Source organism: Rubrivirga aquatilis (assembly GCF_046845665.1).
Taxonomy (GTDB): Bacteria; Bacteroidota; Rhodothermia; order Rhodothermales; family Rubricoccaceae; genus Rubrivirga.
The window spans coordinates 1,795,176-1,810,670 of the sequence record NZ_CP177355.1 but is presented as its reverse complement, the minus strand read 5'-3'; the positions used below and the strand labels follow the sequence as shown (position 1 = coordinate 1,810,670).

Sequence of the window (15,495 nt, the reverse complement as noted above, 5' to 3'; positions counted from 1 at the left end):
TCCCCCGATGCGCGCGCCCACCATCACTCGCACACCCTCCGCTCGCTCCGCAGGACGAGCGGTCCTCGCGCTGGCGCTTGTCTGGGCCGCGGGCGTGGCCCCCGTACGGGCCCAGGCCGGGGTGCCGTCCACGCCCGCCGCGCTGATCCAGGCGATGGAAGCGGCGGCGGGCCGGCTCGACTACGACGAGGCCTCGAGCCTCGCGCGCACCGCCCTCGAGCGCTACGCCGAGCTCACGCCGGACCAGCTCATCACCGTACACACCGCGCTTGGTGTCCTCCACCACACGCGAAGCGAGCCCGTGGAGGCCCGCCGCCAGTTTGCGGCCGCGCTCTCCATCGACCCCGAGCTACGCCTCGAGTCTGTCCTGATCTCCCCCAAGACCGTCGAGTTTTTTGACGCCGTCCGCGCGGACCTCCGCGCGGCAGGCCGGGCCGCCGATCCGGCGCTCGCCGAGACGCGCTACGTCGTCTTGGTGGACCGCCGGCCGACGGCCGCCGTCCGCTCGCTCGTGGCCCCGGGCTGGGGGCAGTTCCACAAGGGCGACCGGACCAAGGGGTGGGCGTTCGCGATCTCGGCGGCCGCCACGGCGGCCGGGGCCCTGACCACGACGATCTCCCGCGCCGACGCCCGCGCCGACTACCTCGCGGCGGTGACACCGGAGGAGATCGACGAGACCTACCGCGTCTACGACCGCTGGCACCGCGCACGCGGCGCGTTCGTGATCGGCGCCGCCGCCGTGTGGGCCGCGGCCCTGGCCGACGCCCTTCTCACGGGTGCGCCGGACCCGCCGCCCGTGTCGATCGCCCCCTCGTCCGACGGCACCGGGCTCAGCCTCCGGGCCACGTTCTAACCCGCGGCCCGTCGTCTTCGCCAGCGGCCGCCTCCGACGCCGCCCCGCCCCACCCGGCGGGGCGGTTTCCGGTTGGGCTCGCCACGCGGCGGAGCTTGCGCCATCCGGCCCGCGTAGCGGACCTTGACCCTCCGTTCACGCCCGAACGCTCCCCTCTCTCCCCCGCTCATGCGCGTCCTCTCGACCAACGTCTACGTCGGCCCGAACCTCTACGCCCGCTTCCCGGTCATCCGCCACACCATCGACCTGGGGCCGCTGGAGGACTACCCGACGCGCAAGCTGGGCGACTTCGCCGAGCGCCTCGTGGAGGCGCTCCCGGGGCTGGAGGAGCACGGGTGCTCGTACCGCACGCCCGGCGGCTTTATCCGACGCATGACGGAGGACGAGGGCACGTGGCTGGGCCACGTCTGGGAGCACGTCGCGCTGGAGCTGCAGAGCATCGCGGGCCACGACGTGACGTTCGGCAAGACGCGCTCGACCGGCCGCGCGCGCGGCGAGTACGACATGGTCTTCGAGTACCAGCAGCGCGAGGTGGGGCTGGAGGCGTCCGAGCTGGCGCGGCGCCTCATCCTGCGGCTGCTGCCCGACGACGTGCAGGAGCTGCTCGACGAACAGAAGGAGGACGACTACGACTGGGAAGAGGAGCGCGACGCCTTTATCCGGGGCGCCCAGCGCTACGCCTACGGCCCGAGCACACAGTCGCTGATCGACGCCGCCGTCGAGCGCGACATCCCGTGGATCCGCCTCAACCGCTACTCGCTCGTCCAGCTCGGCCACGGCAAGTACCAGGACCGCATCCAGGCGACCGTCACGGGCCAGACCAAGCACATCGCCGTCGAGATCGCGTCGGACAAGGAGGACACGCGGTCGCTGCTGGAGTCGCTGGGCCTGCCGGTCCCCCAGCAGGCCCTCGTCTACGGGCCGAGCGACGCGGTCCGCGCCGCGCACCGGATCGGCTTCCCCGTCGTCACCAAGCCGCTCAACGCCAACCACGGGCGCGGCGTCTCGATCCGCCTGACGACGGACGCCGCCGTCGAAAAAGGGTTCGACCACGCGAGCCAACACGGCTCCAGCTCCGGCGTGCTCGTCGAGAGCTTCGTGTCCGGCTTCGACCACCGGATGCTGGTCGTCGACGGGCACTTGGTGGCCGTTGCCAAGCGCGTCCCCGGCCACGTCGTCGGCGACGGCGAGCACACCATCGAAGAGCTGGTCGAGATCGTCAACGAGGACCCGCGCCGCGGCGTGGGCCACGAGAAGGTGCTGACGCGGCTGGCGTTCGACGCCCAGGCCGAGCGGCTGCTGGCGAAGGCCGGCTACGGGCCCGAGACCGTGCTGCCCGCAGGCGAGACGTTCTACCTCCGCTCGACGGCCAACCTGTCGACCGGCGGCACGGCCATCGATTTGACCGACGTGTGCCACCCCGACAACCGCGACATGGCCCAGCGCGCCGTCCGCGCGGTCGGCCTCGACGTCGGCGGCGTCGACTTCCTGAGCGACGACATCACCCAGAGCTGGCGCGACGTGGGCGGGGCGATCGTCGAGGTGAACGCGGCGCCGGGCTTCCGCATGCACGTGGCGCCCTCCGAGGGCACGCCGCGCGACGTGGCCGGGCCGGTGATGGACATGCTCTTCCCGCCCGGCGCGCCGTCCCGCATTCCGGTCGCCATCGTGACCGGCACGAACGGCAAGACGACGACGACGCGGATGGTGGCCAACATCTTGCAGATGGCTGCCGTCGTGCCCGGCATGACCTCGACCGACGGCGTGTTCGTCGACGGCCGGCTGTCGGTGAAGGGCGACATGACCGGGCCGATCGGGGCGAAGACCGTGCTCCGAGACCCGGCCGTCGAGGCCGCCGTGCTCGAAGTGGCGCGCGGCGGGCTCGTCCGCTCCGGGCTGGGCGTCCGTCGCTGCGACGTGGCCGCGTGCCTCAACGTGTCGTCGGACCACCTCGGCCTGGGCCGCATCGACACGCTCGACCAACTGGCGGAGGTCAAGCGGATCCCGATTGAGGTCGCGACCGACACCGTCGTCCTCAACGCCGACGACCCGCGCGTGCTGGCGATGGCCGAGCACACCGACGCCGACCACATCTGCTACGTGACGCTCGACGCCGAGCACGAGCTGGTGCGCGAGCACGTCCGCCAGGGCGGCCGCGCGGTCGTGCTGGAGCGCGGCATCGCGGGCGAGATGATCACCATCCACGACGCCGGCCGCCACCTCCCGCTCGTCTGGACGCACCTGCTCCCGTCGACCATCGACGGGAAGGCGACGCACAACGTCCAGAACGCCATGTTCGCGGCGGGCATCGCGTATGCGCTCGGGAACGGGCCGATGGAGCTGACACTCGACCAGATCCGCCACGGGCTCCAGACCTTCACGACCAGCTTCTACGAGGCGCCCGGCCGCCTCAACGTCCACGACGGCCACCCCTTCCGCGTCATCCTGGACTACGCCCACAACCCGGCGGCCGTCCAATCGATGGCCGGGCTCGTGGACCGGCTCGACGTGCGGGGCCGCCGCATCCTGGCGCTGGCGGCGCCCGGCGACCGCCGCGACGAAGACATCGAGGCGATGGCGCAAGCTGCGGCCGGCCACTTCGACCACTACGTCTGCAAGCGCGACGACCGCTTGCGGGGCCGCGAGGCGGGCGAGATCCCCGAGATGCTGCGCGCCGCCCTCTCGGCTGCCGGCGTCGCCGACGACGCCATCACCGTCCTCCCCGACGAGGCCGAGGCCGTCGAGCACGCGCTGTCGCTGGCGGAGCCCGGCGACTTGGTCGTCGTGTTCGGCGACCAGATCGAGCGGTGCTGGGGCCAGATCGTCCACTTTGGCGAGCCCTCCGGCGACGGCCAGGACACGTCCGAGCCGGAGACCATGGTCTCCCCGATCTCGCCCCCGACCCCCTCCGACGACGACGGCGCCGGCGACGCGCCCGAGTCCAGCCCGGTGACAGCGCCCGTGGAGCTCGGCGAGACGTTCGAGGTCGGCGGCCACCGCGTCGTCCGCGACCACCGCGGCGTCCGCATCACGTCCGACGAGGAGGCGGACTGAGGCCGGTACGGGGTACCTGTCCCCGGCCAGCCCTCGCGTACCTCGTCCCCCGTCCCCCGATCCTGTGATTTCCGACGCCCTCGACAGCCGCCGCCAGACCGGCGCGGGCTACCTCTTGGATGGCCCCGGCGCCGCGCTCGAAGGGCTCGTCCCGCCGGACCGCCGCGCCGACGCCGCCGACGCCTGGCGCCGCCACGCTCGCGCCCTGTGCGACGCCCTCGGCTGGACCGACGCGCCGCTCGTCGTGCGCGAGTTTCCACGCGGCCTGTCGCTGGCGCTCGGCTCGCCGGTCGACCTGCTGTACACGGCGACCGACCTCAACGAAGCCGCCTGGGCCGCCACCCGCGCCGAGCTGGCGGGCGCGTCCCCCGAGCCCCGCAACGCCGTGATCGCCCGCTTGCGCGCGAGCGCCGACGACGAGGCCGACGTAGCGCTCGCGGCGCTGATCGCCGAGGCCGAGCGCCGCGCGGTGCCCCTGGTGTGGGACGACGACGCGATCACCGTCGGGCTCGGCGCGCGTGGCCAGACGTTCGCGCCCGACGCCTTGCCCGACCCCGCCGCCCTCGACTGGGACGCCGTCTCTGCGATCCCGACCGCCTTGATCACCGGCACGAATGGCAAGTCGACGACGACGCGGATTCTCGCGGGGATGGGCCGCGCCGCCGGCCACACGGTCGGGTTCTCGACAACCGACGCCGTCACCGTCGGCGACCACGTCGTCGAGCGCGGCGACTTTTCGGGGCCCCTCGGGGCGCGTGCCGTGATGCGCGACGAGCGCGTCACGCTGGCGATCTGCGAGTCGGCCCGGGGCGGGCTGCTGCGGCGCGGCGTGCCGGTCCCCATCGTCGCCGCCGCCGCCCTGACGAACGTCGCGGCCGACCACCTCGGCGACTACGGCGTCGAGACCGTCGCGGCGCTGGCGGACGCCAAGCTGGTCGTGGCGAAGGCGCTGGCGGCCGGCGGCACGCTCGTCGCCCCCGCCGACGAGCCCCCCGCGAGGGCCGCCGTGCTCCGCCAGCGGGAGGGCCTGCTCGCCCGCGGCGTCCGGATCGCGTGGACCGCCCTCGACCCCGCCGCCGATGCCCCGGACGGGCTGGCCGCGACGGTCCACGACGGCCAGATCTCCCTTCGTAGCGACGACGGTTGGCGCGCCGTCTGCCCCGTCGACGCCATCCCCGCCGCGCTCGGCGGCGCCGCCAAGCACGTCGTCCGCAACGGCCTGACCGCCGCCTCGCTCGCGACCGCGCTCGGCCTCTCCGACGACGCCATCGCGGCCGGCTTGCGCGCCTTCAAGAGCGACGCGTCCGACAACCCCGGCCGCGCCAACCGCTTCGAAGTCGACGGTGCCACGGTCGTCGTCGACTATGCCCACAACGCGCACGGGCTGGCGGCGCTGGCCGACCTGGCCGACCACTGGGACGCCACCCGCCGGCTCGTCCTATTCGGCAGCGCCGGCGACCGGTCCGACGACGACATCGCGGCCATGGCCGACGGCCTGGCCCGCTTGCGGCCCGACCGCGTCGTGCTCGTCGACGTCCCGGGCTACCTACGGGGGAGGGAGCGCGGCGACGTCCCTGCCTTGCTGCTCCGCTTGCTGGGCGAGCGTGGCATTCCGACCGACGCCTGCACCGTCCTCGCCGACCCCGTCGCTGGCACCCGCTTCGCCCTCGACTGGCTGGCGCCCGGCGACCTTGCGATCCTCCTCGCGCTTGCGCAGCGCGACCAGGTGCTGGCCCTCGTCCGCGAGGCCGAGGCGTCCCACGCGTAGCGGCCCACCTACGGCTCGCGCAGCCCCACCGCCACCCCCGCTCCGATTCCCTGGCTAACCGGCACCGCCAGCCACAGCAGGCTGGTCTCAGACCCGCCGAGCGCGGCCACCAGCACGCCGGGGACCGTTCCGACCGCCGCGCCCACGAGGGCCCGCCGCCAGTCGCCCGACCCTACGTCGACCGATGGAAAAAAGGACCGGCCCTGCGGCGTCGCGCTCATCCATCCGACCACCATCGCCGAACCGACGGCCCCGCCCACCACACCGGAGACCGCCGCCAGCCTCTGCACTTCGCCCTCGTCCTCCGAGCACCCGCTGAACCCGCACTGCGACGCCGCCGCCAGCACCACGACGACCGCCGACAGGCTCGACCCGATCAGGCTCCCGGCCGTCGCCATCGGCCCCTTCGAGGCGCACGGCGACGGGTTGGGCGCTGGCGCTGGCAGCCACGAGCAGGGCCAGAACGAGGGGTCGCATCGGTGGGTGGGACTGGGCGTGCCAACGTCCGCCACCTGCGCCCGGTCGCCGTGGTGCAGACGGACTACCGCTCACAGGCCTTGGTCGGCCTCTCCGTCCACTCTCCGCCCGGCGCCGCCCGCCCTCCGGTAGCTTGCGCGCCCCCCGGACTGCCGTGCTGACCCTTCTCCTCAACGCCGACCTCTACGCGCCCGCCCCGCTCGGGCGGCGCCACGTGCTCGTGGCCGGAGGCCACGTCGTCGCCATCACCGAGCAGCGCCCCGAGGTTGCGGGCGTCCCCGTCGAGGTCATTGACCTTGAGGGCCGACGCCTCATCCCGGGACTCGTCGACGCCCACGTCCACGTCACCGGCGGCGGCGGGGAGGCGGGGCCCGAGACCGCCGCGCCGGCGCCCACCCTCAGCGCCTACACGCTGGCGGGCGTCACCTCCGTCGTCGGCCTGTTGGGCACCGACGACACCACGCGCACGACCGCGGGCCTCCTTCGCCAGGTCTACGGCTTGCGCCGCGAGGGCTTGAGCGCCTGGGCCTGGACCGGCGGCTACCACCTCCCGCCGACGACGCTCACCGGCGCCGTCCGCACTGACATCGCGACGGTCGAGCCCATCGTCGGCTTCGGCGAGCTGGCGGTCTCCGACCACCGAAGCTCCCAGCCGACCATCGAAGAGGTCGCCCGTGTCGCCGCCGATTGCCACGTGGGCGGGCTGATGACCGGCAAGGCCGGCGTGCTCCACCTCCACCTCGGCGACGGCGCGCGGGGGCTGGCGATGCTCCGCCAGATCCTGTCCGAGACCGAGATCCCCGCCCGGACGCTCCACCCGACGCACGTCAACCGCCGCTCTGGCCTGTTCGACGAAGCCTTGGAATTCGCCGCACGTGGCGTCACCATCGATGTGACTGCCTTCCCACCGGAGTTCGCGACAGACGACGAAGTCCCCGCTGCCGACGCCCTTATCCGTGCCCTCGACGCCCGCGTCGCAGTCACCGTCTCCTCCGATGGCGGCGGCTGCCTCCCCCACTTCTGCGACGGTGTCTTGCAGCGCATGGACTTCGCCACCTCCGTCGCCTTGGCCGACTTGCTGGGGACGCTTCTCGACCGAGGCGTCCCCCTCGACGCCGCCCTCGCGCCGTTCACGGCGACGCCCGCGACCTACCTCCGCCTGCACGGCAAGGGCACGATCGCCGTCGACACCGACGCCGACCTCGTCGTGCTCGGCGACGACCACCGCCCCACCGACGTGATGGCGCGCGGCGCCTGGCACGTCCGCGACTCCCGCCCCGTCCGCCGAGGCACCTTTGAAGGAGGAATAGACGAGTAGAGGACGAGAGGATGGGGGGCCTGCGAACGCTCGTCGCAACGCTGGCTCCCCTCTCCTCCTCCTCGCCTCTTCTCCTCTTCTCTTCCATCCTCTTCTCCTCCCGAATGCCCTCCCCTCCCACCGACACGCCGCGCGGCCCCATCATCCCCATCGGCGGCGCCGAGGCCAAGACCGGCACCCGCGACGTGCTCGCCCGCGTCCTCGCGCTCGCCGGCGGCCCCGAGGCACGCATCGTGGTCGTGCCAACCGCCAGCGAGCTCCCCGACACCGGCGACCGCTACGCCAAGCTCTTCACCGACCTCGGGGCTGCCCACGTCGACGTGCTCACCATCACCGAGCGTGAGCACGCCCGTGTCCCCGCCGTCGTCGAGACCGTCGAGCGGGCCACCGGCATCTTCATGACCGGCGGCAACCAGCTCCGCCTGTCCACCATCCTGGGAGGGACCCCGCTGGCGCAGGCCATCCGCCGCGCGAACGCGGCCGGCACCGTCGTGGCCGGCACCTCGGCCGGCGCCGCCGTCATCCCGGAGCACATGATCGCCTCAGGCCGCACCGGCCCCACGCCGACGACGGAGAAGGTGGTGCTGGCGCCCGGCCTCGGCTTGTCCAACCGGCTCGTCATCGACCAGCACTTCCGCCAGCGCGACCGCCTGGGCCGGCTCCTGACCGCCGTCTCTTTCAACCCCTTCGCGACCGGCGTCGGCATCGACGAGGACACCGCCCTGGTCTTGGGCCCCAACGACGTGTTCGAGGTCATCGGCTCCGGCACCGTCACCGTCGTCGACCCGTCTGAGTTGGCGTACTCCTCGATGGACTCCGCACGCGACGGCGAGCCGGTCTCGCTCATCGGCTTGCGCGTCCACGTGCTCGCGGCCGGCTGCACCTACGACACGGAGGCCAAGACCGCCTCGGCCCCGCCCCGCGTCCCGTTCCTGGACGAGGACGAGGACCCCGTCCCCGACGACGCCTAGCCTGCTGGCGCCTCTGACTCCCGCGTCCATGGGCCCCACCTCCCTCGTCGCCTCCATCCTGGGTGCCGTGATGCTCGTCCTCGCCGCCATCCTCGGCTGGGTCGTCTTCCGAGGCGGCCCCAAGCCGTAGCGCTCAGTTGAGCCTTCCCCTCTGGCGCTGGCGACATCCTGGAAAAGACAGTCCCTCTCCTGGACAACGCGCAGCGTCGGCGCAGTCAAGAGGGGCTAGGAGTGGTGGACCAGCCGACCGCGAGCGCCCCACCGCGCAGCGACGCCAGCAGGCCTCCCCCAGACAACGTCATCCCCGCGAACGCGGGGACCCAGAGTACCGGCACCACCGCCCACGACGCTCGCCAGCATGCCGGACGCTCACCTCACGCGGGCGCCCCATCCAACCGGCCCCTCTGACTTACCCCGTGGTCGGCTCAACGCGGCGTCGATACACGTCGGACGCCCCCCACGCGAGCAGGAAGTAGTAGCCCGACAGTTCGTACGCCTCCCAGTTTTCGAGGCCGCGAATCCCGACCGCGACGGTCGCCACAGCGAAGCCCAGGGTCGCAAGGAGGAAGAAGGTGGCTTTCGACATCGGTACCTCGGATGGGTCACGACCTACGACGAGGGAGATCGGCGGTTGCAACGCTCGCGCACAGGCCGCCGCACGTCGCCCGCCGCCTCCCCGCCGACTGAGCCCGCTGGTGCCGACGCCAGCCGGTCGATGAGCACCGCCACCGGCTCGCGCTCGGCCTCCCGCAGCGGGCCCAGCACGGCCCCCAGGCGTAGCGGCGGCCGACGGATCCCCGCCGCCGTCCCCGCCACGCGGCCGTCGTCCCGCCCGATGACGCGCCGCGAACAGCCCCAGCCGCCCCCGGCAGTCGTCGACGATGCCATCCAGTGCCGAGACGACCTCGTGGAGGTCGCGGGCAGGACCGGGAGAGGTCAAGGCATCGGGGCGCAGGGATCGCCACCAACCTAGCGGAGAACCGCTTCACACCCACGCGCATCTGTGGAGAGACGGCGAGCGGAGTCCACCCGCTGGCGCGCCATCACCGGCCGGGAGCGGCTCTGCCCACGTCCCCGCTCTCCTCTCGGGTCGCCTCCGTGGCGAGAGCCCGTTCCGGCAGGCCATCACGCGCCAGCCCTTATTCCTGGCTCGGACGCAGGTGGGCTTCGAGCCAGCCCACGACCGTCGGAATCTCTTCGGGGCGCAACTGGTGTCCCCCCTCGAAGGTGATCATGCGTTTGACGCCACTCGGGATCAACCCCCAAACGGTCTCCGCTTCGTCGATGGTGTAGAACGGGTCCTCCGTCCCGGCCACCATCAGAACGGCGTTGTCTCGCACTCGCTGCGCGAAGTGACCGGGATACAGGAGCGGGTCGTTCTTCCGCATCGGCGTCGCCCACACGACCGCCGCCCGCACCCGGGGCTCGACGGCGCTGAGGTAGAGCGTGTGCATCGCGCCCTGGCTGAAGCCGAGCGCCCCGACACGGGCGGCGTCGATGTCGGCGCGGGTGGCGAGGTAGTCCAAGGCTCGCCGGTGTTCGGCCACTGAGCGTGTGGACATGTCGCGCAGCCGATGGAGTTGCCCGCTCAGTACCAGGTAGGGGGGGTCGGCGTAGCCGTTCTCGTGCAGCCGTTCCCCATGGTAGGGCGTGTCGAGGGCGAGCACGGCGAACCCCGCCGAGTGCAGGGATTCTCGCAGCGCACTGGCAGCACTGCCCTCCGCCCAGAAGTCCGCCTTCGACCCGTTCAACCCGTGCTGGAGCACGACGACTGGGTGGGGACCGGATGTGTCCACCGGCAAGGCGAGGTAGGCAGGGACGGGAGTCCCGTCCGGACCGTCGAACACGACCTTCTCGCGTACGTGGGTGCCCCGGTCGTCCGAGGGCGAGCACCGGCCCCTCGCGCATGTCAGAGCCGCCCTCGCATTCAGAGGACGACCACGGTCGTAGTCGAAGAACTGGGCGAGGATGGCGAACTCAGCGTCGCCAATCGGCTCGGGCAAGGGGCCGTCGAGTTGGGGCTGCGCGAGGGCGAACGCCGGCAGCACCGCGAGAGCGGCGAGGGAGAGGGCGCGGAGGGCCATAGAGTCCCGTGGGCGGTTTTATGCCCCATGGTACCCGCCCGTTGATAAACGGAGAGGCCCGCCCCCAACAAACGACGGCGGCCCCTCTCCGGAGGAACCGCCGTCGCACCATCCGACCACCGATCACTGGCGCCGCTAGCCCTCCAGCGTCGCCTTCAGCGCACGGTCGAGGATGTCCAACCCCGTGTCCAGGTCGGCCTGCCCGATCGTCAGCGCCGGGCGGAAGCGGATCGAGCGCGGGCCGCAGCCGAGCGCCATCAGGCCGGCGTCGTAGGCCGCGCTGAGGACGCCGTTGCGCATCTCCTTCGAAGGGAGATCGAACGCGCAGAACAGGCCGCGCCCGCGCGCATCCGTCACGCCTTCGTACGTGTCCTCCATCGTGCGCAAGCGGGCCATCAGGTGCTTGCCCTGGGTGTTCACGTTGTCGATGAGGTTGTCCGCCTCGATAACCTCCAGGATCCGGTCAAAGCGCACCATGTCGACCAAGTTGCCGCCCCACGTCGAGTTGATCCGGCTCGACTTTTCGAACACGTGGTCGTCGACCTCGTCGACGCGCGGGCCGGCCAGGATGCCGCAGACCTGGGTCTTCTTGCCGAAGGCGATGATGTCGGGCGTCACGCCGAGCCCCTGCCACGCCCAGAAGGCGCCCGTCAGGCCGACGCCCGTCTGGACCTCGTCGAAGATCAGGAGCGCGTCCTGCTCGTCGGCCAGCTCGCGGAGCTGCTGCAAGAACTCGGGCCGGAAGTGGTTGTCGCCGCCCTCGCCCTGGATCGGCTCCAGGATGATGGCCGCGATCTCGTCGGGGTGGTCCACAAAGGCCTGCTTCGCCTGCCGGATCGAGACCTCCTCGCGGAAGGCCACGTCGCCGCCCCGGATCTTGGGGTTCGAGATGCGCGGCCAGTCGAACTTCGGGAAGCCCGCCACCTTGTTCGGGTCCGTGTTCGTCAGCGACATCGTGTAACCCGTCCGCCCGTGGAAGGCCTCGCGGAAGTGGAGGACCTTCGAGCCGCGCTCGCCAGAGTACCCCTTGGCGCGGTTTTTCCGCACCTTCCAGTCGAAGGCCACCTTGAGCGCGTTCTCGACCGCCAGCCCGCCGCCGGACACAAAGAAGGCGTGGGGCAGCTCGGCCGGGATCCCGACGCGCTCGAACGTCTCGACGAAGCGCGCGAAGTGCGGGGTGTAGATGTCCGAGTTGGCCACCTTGTTGATCGCCGCGTCCATCAGCCGCTCGCGGAAGCCGACGGCCTCGGGCGCGTCGCCCGCCAGCCCGGGGTGGTTCATCCCGAGCGGGTTGGAGGCGAAGAACGTGAAGAAGTCGATGTAGTCCCGGCCCGTCCGCGCGTCGCGGAGCCGCGAGCCCTGGCTCTGCTCCATGTCGAGGACCATCGGGTACCCGTCGGTGAGCAGGTGGCGGCCCAGGATGCCGCGGACGGCGTCGGCGGACGGGAGGGCTTTGGTGGGGTCGGGCGCGGTGATCTGCATAGACGTAGGTCGGTGTTCGTGGGGCGCGGGAGACGGCGTGGGGCGTCTCCGGGCGGCAGGGCGTCAAGATAGAGGCGGGGGCTCCGGATCCTCGCCCTCCCGCCCTCACAGCCCCCTCGCACCCCGGCCCGAACCTGACGATGCTCGACTCACGGGGTCATCAGCAGCGCCGAGACTCATGCGTACACCCGTCACTGAGAAGTCCGCTACAGCGTCATCCCGAGCTTGTGAGAGCTTGGCAACACCCCCCACCCGCAACTGCCCGCCTGCTGGCGCCGTAGCCTCCGCCCCACCCCACCGCCGCCATGGACCCCGCCCACCGCTTCTCCACGCCCGAGATCGAAGAGGTCTTCGCCCGCGCCGCCGCCGCCCAGCAGGCCGACCACCAGACCGACCTCGGGCTCTCGGTCGAGGAGCTCCAGGCCGTCGGCGCCGAGGCCGGGCTCGACCCCGCGCACGTCGCCGCCGCCGCCCGCGCCGTGGCCGCCGGCCAGCCCGACGACAGGCGCGAGACGCTCGTGGGCGTGCCCGTCGGCGTCCGCCGCTCGGCCCACCTCGACGCCCCGCCGTCCGACCTGCTCTGGGAGACGCTGGTGTCCGACCTCCAGGAGACCTTCAGCGCGCGCGGCAAGGTCGAGCGGATCGGGGCCTCGCGGATCTGGCGCAACGGCAACCTCCGGGCGACGCTCTCGCCCTCCGGCGACGGCTCCCGGCTGCGGATCCAGTCGAACCGCCGGAAGGACTCGCAGAGCCTGCTCACGATCGCGGCCGTCAACGCCGTGCTGGCGGCCGTCTTCACGCTCAACGTGTTCGGGCCCGAGGCCGACGCGGCCGTCTTCCTGGCCCTCACCTCCGTGTTCGCGCTCGTCTTCGTGATCGGCCGCCAGCTGGTGTGGTCGTCCGCGCGCGAGCGCCAGATGGAGGCGGTCGCCGCCCGCGCCCAGCGGACCGCGCGGGCGACGGCCGCCGAGCCGCTCGCGACGCGCGCCCCGGTTCTGGACCTCATGGACTTTGAGGAGGCCGACGACCGCGAGCCCACCCGCTCGCGCCGCCGCACGCGCTGAGCCGTAGAGCCAGCCGGTGGGCTCGTGCCAGCCCGCCCACCCCCCCCTGTCCCCTCCTCATCCGAGGAGCGGGGACGTCACGAGCAGCGCCAAGTTCGGGCAGGACTGCGACGCTGCACTCGGAGGAGCCCCCCTCGGATGAGGGGGGCGGCCGGCAGGCGGGGGGTCGGGGCTCGCGCCGGCCGGCCGGCTCGTGCTAGCGAAGGCCCCCCTGCCCCCGCTCCACACGAACGGCACACGGTGGGCCGTAGCTTCGGGGTACGGTCTCGGCGCGACGCCGCGTCGGCCCTCCCCCCCGCCTCCGCACGCATGGACACGCCCGCCAAGGCCCCCCTCCGCCCCGGACAGGTCGCCCTCAAGAAAGCCGCCGTCGGCACCGACTTCGCGGCCGAGTCCGAAGGCGACGGCTTCGCCCTCGAACTGCCCGTCGTCCAAAAGCCCCAAGTCGCCAACCGCCCCGGCGGCCGGCCCAAGTGGCTCCGCGCCAAGCTCCCCTACGGCGAGACCTTCCGCGACGTCCAGAAGACCATCGAGGAGTTCGACCTCCACACCGTCTGCTCGTCGGCGCGGTGCCCCAACATGGGCGAGTGCTGGAGCGCGGGCACGGCCACGTTCATGATCCTGGGCAACGTCTGCACGCGCGGCTGCTCGTTCTGCGCCGTGCTCACGGGCCGCCCCGAAAACCGCGAGCTCGATATGGACGAGCCCCGTCGCGTCGCCGAGGCCGCGCGCCTCATGGGCCTCCAGCACGTCGTGGTGACCTCCATCAACCGCGACGACCGCGAGGACGGCGGCGCGCCGGTCTTCGCCGAGACGATCCGGCTCGTCCACGCCCAGGGCCAGACCATCGAGGTGCTCATCCCCGACATGCGCGGCGTCCGCTCCGCCCTCGAGACCGTCTTCGACGCCCGTCCCGAGGTCTTGAACCACAACGTCGAGACCGTCCCGCGCCTGTACCGCCGCGTCCGCCCCCAGGCCGACTATCAGCGCTCGCTCGACGTGCTCCAGCTGGCGAAGACCGAGTACGACCTGCGCACCAAGTCCGGCATCATGGTCGGGCTCGGCGAGACGAAGGACGAGGTCGTGTCGCTGATGGCCGACTTTGCCGCCCACGGCATCGACGTGATGACGATCGGCCAGTACCTCCAGCCGACGCGGCACCACCTGCCGGTCGAGGAGTTCGTCCACCCCGACACGTTCGCCTGGTACAAGGAGCAGGGCGAGGCGCTCGGCATTGAGCATGTCGAGAGCGGCCCGCTCGTGCGGAGCTCGTATCACGCCGAGCGGCATGTTTGATCCGGGCGCGCGCCACGAGGCATGGGGCATGGGGCGGGCACGCATCGTGCCCCTTGCCACATGCCTCGTGACGCTTGCCGTCTCGGGCTGCTCGACGGTCCTCGACACCGTCGCCGGCGTGTTCGGCCCGGGCGAGGTCGGCGGGACGGTCGACGCCCACGTCGTCTACCGCTTGCGGCCCGGCTGCCCCTCGCTGCTGGCGCGGACCATCGACCACGGCTACACCGTCCTGCGCCCCCTCGACGCCGCCACCACCGGCATCCCCGAGGTGCCCGAGTTCGTCGGCGGCGCGATTGAGGAGAGCGGCGTGTTCGAAGGCCCCGTCCGTACCGGCGAGGTCGTCTTCCGCTACATCCCGCCCGCCGCCTCCCAGACCTGGGCCACGGGCCCCATCGACGTGGTCGCGGAGGTGGACGCGGTCGAATTGGATTTAGTGACGGCGAATCGCCGGATGCTCCAAGACTGCGGCCCGCCCCCGCCGCCCCCGGCCGACACACTGCGCGTCCCCGACCCGACCATCCCCCGAGTCCCGGCCCAATGACGCCCCGCTACGACCCCGCCGACCCGACCGCCTACGTCCGCCACGTCCGCAGTTTGGTCGGCGGCCGCGACCCCCTCGAGTTGCTGGCGACGGCCCCCGAGCGCGTGGCGCGCGCCGTCGCCGGGCTCTCCGAGGACGCCGCCCGCGAGACGCCAAGTGAGGGCGCGTGGTCCGTGCTCCAGATCGTCCGCCACCTCGCCGACTCCGAGATCGTCTACGGCTATCGGATCCGGCTCATCGTCGCCGCCGACCGCCCTGCGATCCCCGGCTACGACCAGGACGCCTGGGCCGACTCGCTCGCGTATCACCGAGGCACCGTCGCCGACGCGCTCGCTGACTACGCCGATGCCCGCCGGGTGACGCTGGCGCTCCTCCACGCCTTGCCCGACGACGCCTGGGATCGCTTCGGCATCCACTCCGAGCGCGGCCACGAGTCCGTCCGCGACATCGCGACGCTGCTGGCGGGGCACGACCTCAACCACCAGGGCCAGATCGCCCGCACGCGCGAGGCGGTCGGCGCGTAGCGGCCGCTCACACGGTGCGCCGTCGCGTGCCCCCCCCTTTCGCGCTTCGCGGGGATTGGCCCG

At 72.4% G+C, this 15,495-nt stretch carries 13 protein-coding genes; 9 read left to right on the top strand and 4 right to left on the bottom strand.

Annotation, left to right across the window (positions count from 1 at the left end; genetic code table 11):
- The first annotated feature begins 7 nt into the window (after positions 1–7).
- The 3 genes from ACLII4_RS07800 (at position 8) to ACLII4_RS07790 (ending at position 5,675) form a co-directional block, all read left to right on the top strand.
- A complete protein-coding gene (locus tag ACLII4_RS07800; protein ID WP_412070339.1) occupies positions 8–853 on the top strand; it encodes a hypothetical protein in 846 nt (281 codons plus the stop codon).
- Between the two features lie 168 nt (positions 854–1,021).
- Positions 1,022–3,907, top strand: coding sequence for a cyanophycin synthetase (cphA, locus tag ACLII4_RS07795; RefSeq protein ID WP_412070338.1), 2,886 nt, complete (start codon positions 1,022–1,024; stop codon positions 3,905–3,907).
- A 64-nt stretch (positions 3,908–3,971) separates the two neighbouring features.
- Entirely contained in the window at positions 3,972–5,675 is a 1,704-nt protein-coding gene (locus tag ACLII4_RS07790; RefSeq protein WP_412070337.1) for a glutamate ligase domain-containing protein, read from the top strand.
- 8 nt (positions 5,676–5,683) lie between these two features.
- Here the strand turns inward: ACLII4_RS07790 and ACLII4_RS07785 are convergent, their stop codons facing one another.
- Positions 5,684–6,073, bottom strand: coding sequence for a hypothetical protein (locus ACLII4_RS07785; protein ID WP_412070336.1), 390 nt, complete (start codon positions 6,071–6,073; stop codon positions 5,684–5,686).
- Between the two features lie 233 nt (positions 6,074–6,306).
- Here ACLII4_RS07785 and iadA point away from each other — a divergent pair, with 233 nt between their 5' ends.
- Positions 6,307–7,470, top strand: coding sequence for a beta-aspartyl-peptidase (gene iadA / locus ACLII4_RS07780; protein WP_412070335.1), 1,164 nt, complete (start codon positions 6,307–6,309; stop codon positions 7,468–7,470).
- 104 nt (positions 7,471–7,574) lie between these two features.
- Entirely contained in the window at positions 7,575–8,441 is an 867-nt protein-coding gene (locus ACLII4_RS07775) for a cyanophycinase (RefSeq protein ID WP_412070334.1), read from the top strand.
- A 409-nt stretch (positions 8,442–8,850) separates the two neighbouring features.
- Here the strand turns inward: ACLII4_RS07775 and ACLII4_RS07770 are convergent, their stop codons facing one another.
- The 3 genes from ACLII4_RS07770 to lat form a co-directional block, all read right to left on the bottom strand.
- A complete protein-coding gene (locus ACLII4_RS07770) occupies positions 8,851–9,027 on the bottom strand; it encodes a hypothetical protein (RefSeq protein WP_412070333.1) in 177 nt (58 codons plus the stop codon).
- A gap of 553 nt (positions 9,028–9,580) precedes the next feature.
- On the bottom strand, positions 9,581–10,525 hold the full coding sequence (locus ACLII4_RS07765) for an alpha/beta hydrolase family protein (protein WP_412070332.1): 945 nt from the start codon (positions 10,523–10,525) through the stop codon (positions 9,581–9,583).
- 135 nt (positions 10,526–10,660) lie between these two features.
- A complete protein-coding gene (gene lat / locus ACLII4_RS07760) occupies positions 10,661–12,007 on the bottom strand; it encodes an L-lysine 6-transaminase (RefSeq protein ID WP_412070331.1) in 1,347 nt (448 codons plus the stop codon).
- 305 nt (positions 12,008–12,312) lie between these two features.
- Between lat and ACLII4_RS07755 the strand changes: the two genes are divergently transcribed.
- The 4 genes from ACLII4_RS07755 to ACLII4_RS07740 all read left to right on the top strand — a co-directional run bounded on the left by ACLII4_RS07755 (position 12,313) and on the right by ACLII4_RS07740 (position 15,432).
- Positions 12,313–13,071, top strand: coding sequence for a hypothetical protein (locus ACLII4_RS07755; protein ID WP_412070330.1), 759 nt, complete (start codon positions 12,313–12,315; stop codon positions 13,069–13,071).
- 309 nt (positions 13,072–13,380) lie between these two features.
- Positions 13,381–14,367, top strand: coding sequence for a lipoyl synthase (gene lipA / locus ACLII4_RS07750; protein ID WP_412070329.1), 987 nt, complete (start codon positions 13,381–13,383; stop codon positions 14,365–14,367).
- Between the two features lie 67 nt (positions 14,368–14,434).
- Complete coding sequence (locus ACLII4_RS07745) at positions 14,435–14,908, top strand: hypothetical protein (protein ID WP_412070328.1); 474 nt, start codon at positions 14,435–14,437, stop codon at positions 14,906–14,908.
- A complete protein-coding gene (locus ACLII4_RS07740) occupies positions 14,905–15,432 on the top strand; it encodes a DinB family protein (RefSeq protein WP_412070327.1) in 528 nt (175 codons plus the stop codon). The genes ACLII4_RS07745 and ACLII4_RS07740 overlap by 4 nt, the downstream gene beginning before the upstream one ends.
- Positions 15,433–15,495: the final 63 nt, after the last annotated feature.

What these genes read in the sequence shown, in the direction of transcription:
- ACLII4_RS07785 (WP_412070336.1), bottom strand. Translation starts at nt 6,073, where the DNA reads ATGGCGACGGCCGGGAGCCTGATCGGGTCGAGCCTGTCGGCGGTCGTC.
- ACLII4_RS07755 (WP_412070330.1), top strand. Translation starts at nt 12,313, where the DNA reads ATGGACCCCGCCCACCGCTTCTCCACGCCCGAGATCGAAGAGGTCTTC.
- cphA (WP_412070338.1), top strand. Translation starts at nt 1,022, where the DNA reads ATGCGCGTCCTCTCGACCAACGTCTACGTCGGCCCGAACCTCTACGCC.
- lat (WP_412070331.1), bottom strand. Translation starts at nt 12,007, where the DNA reads ATGCAGATCACCGCGCCCGACCCCACCAAAGCCCTCCCGTCCGCCGAC.
- ACLII4_RS07770 (WP_412070333.1), bottom strand. Translation starts at nt 9,027, where the DNA reads ATGTCGAAAGCCACCTTCTTCCTCCTTGCGACCCTGGGCTTCGCTGTG.
- ACLII4_RS07765 (WP_412070332.1), bottom strand. Translation starts at nt 10,525, where the DNA reads ATGGCCCTCCGCGCCCTCTCCCTCGCCGCTCTCGCGGTGCTGCCGGCG.
- lipA (WP_412070329.1), top strand. Translation starts at nt 13,381, where the DNA reads ATGGACACGCCCGCCAAGGCCCCCCTCCGCCCCGGACAGGTCGCCCTC.
- ACLII4_RS07800 (WP_412070339.1), top strand. Translation starts at nt 8, where the DNA reads ATGCGCGCGCCCACCATCACTCGCACACCCTCCGCTCGCTCCGCAGGA.
- ACLII4_RS07740 (WP_412070327.1), top strand. Translation starts at nt 14,905, where the DNA reads ATGACGCCCCGCTACGACCCCGCCGACCCGACCGCCTACGTCCGCCAC.
- ACLII4_RS07775 (WP_412070334.1), top strand. Translation starts at nt 7,575, where the DNA reads ATGCCCTCCCCTCCCACCGACACGCCGCGCGGCCCCATCATCCCCATC.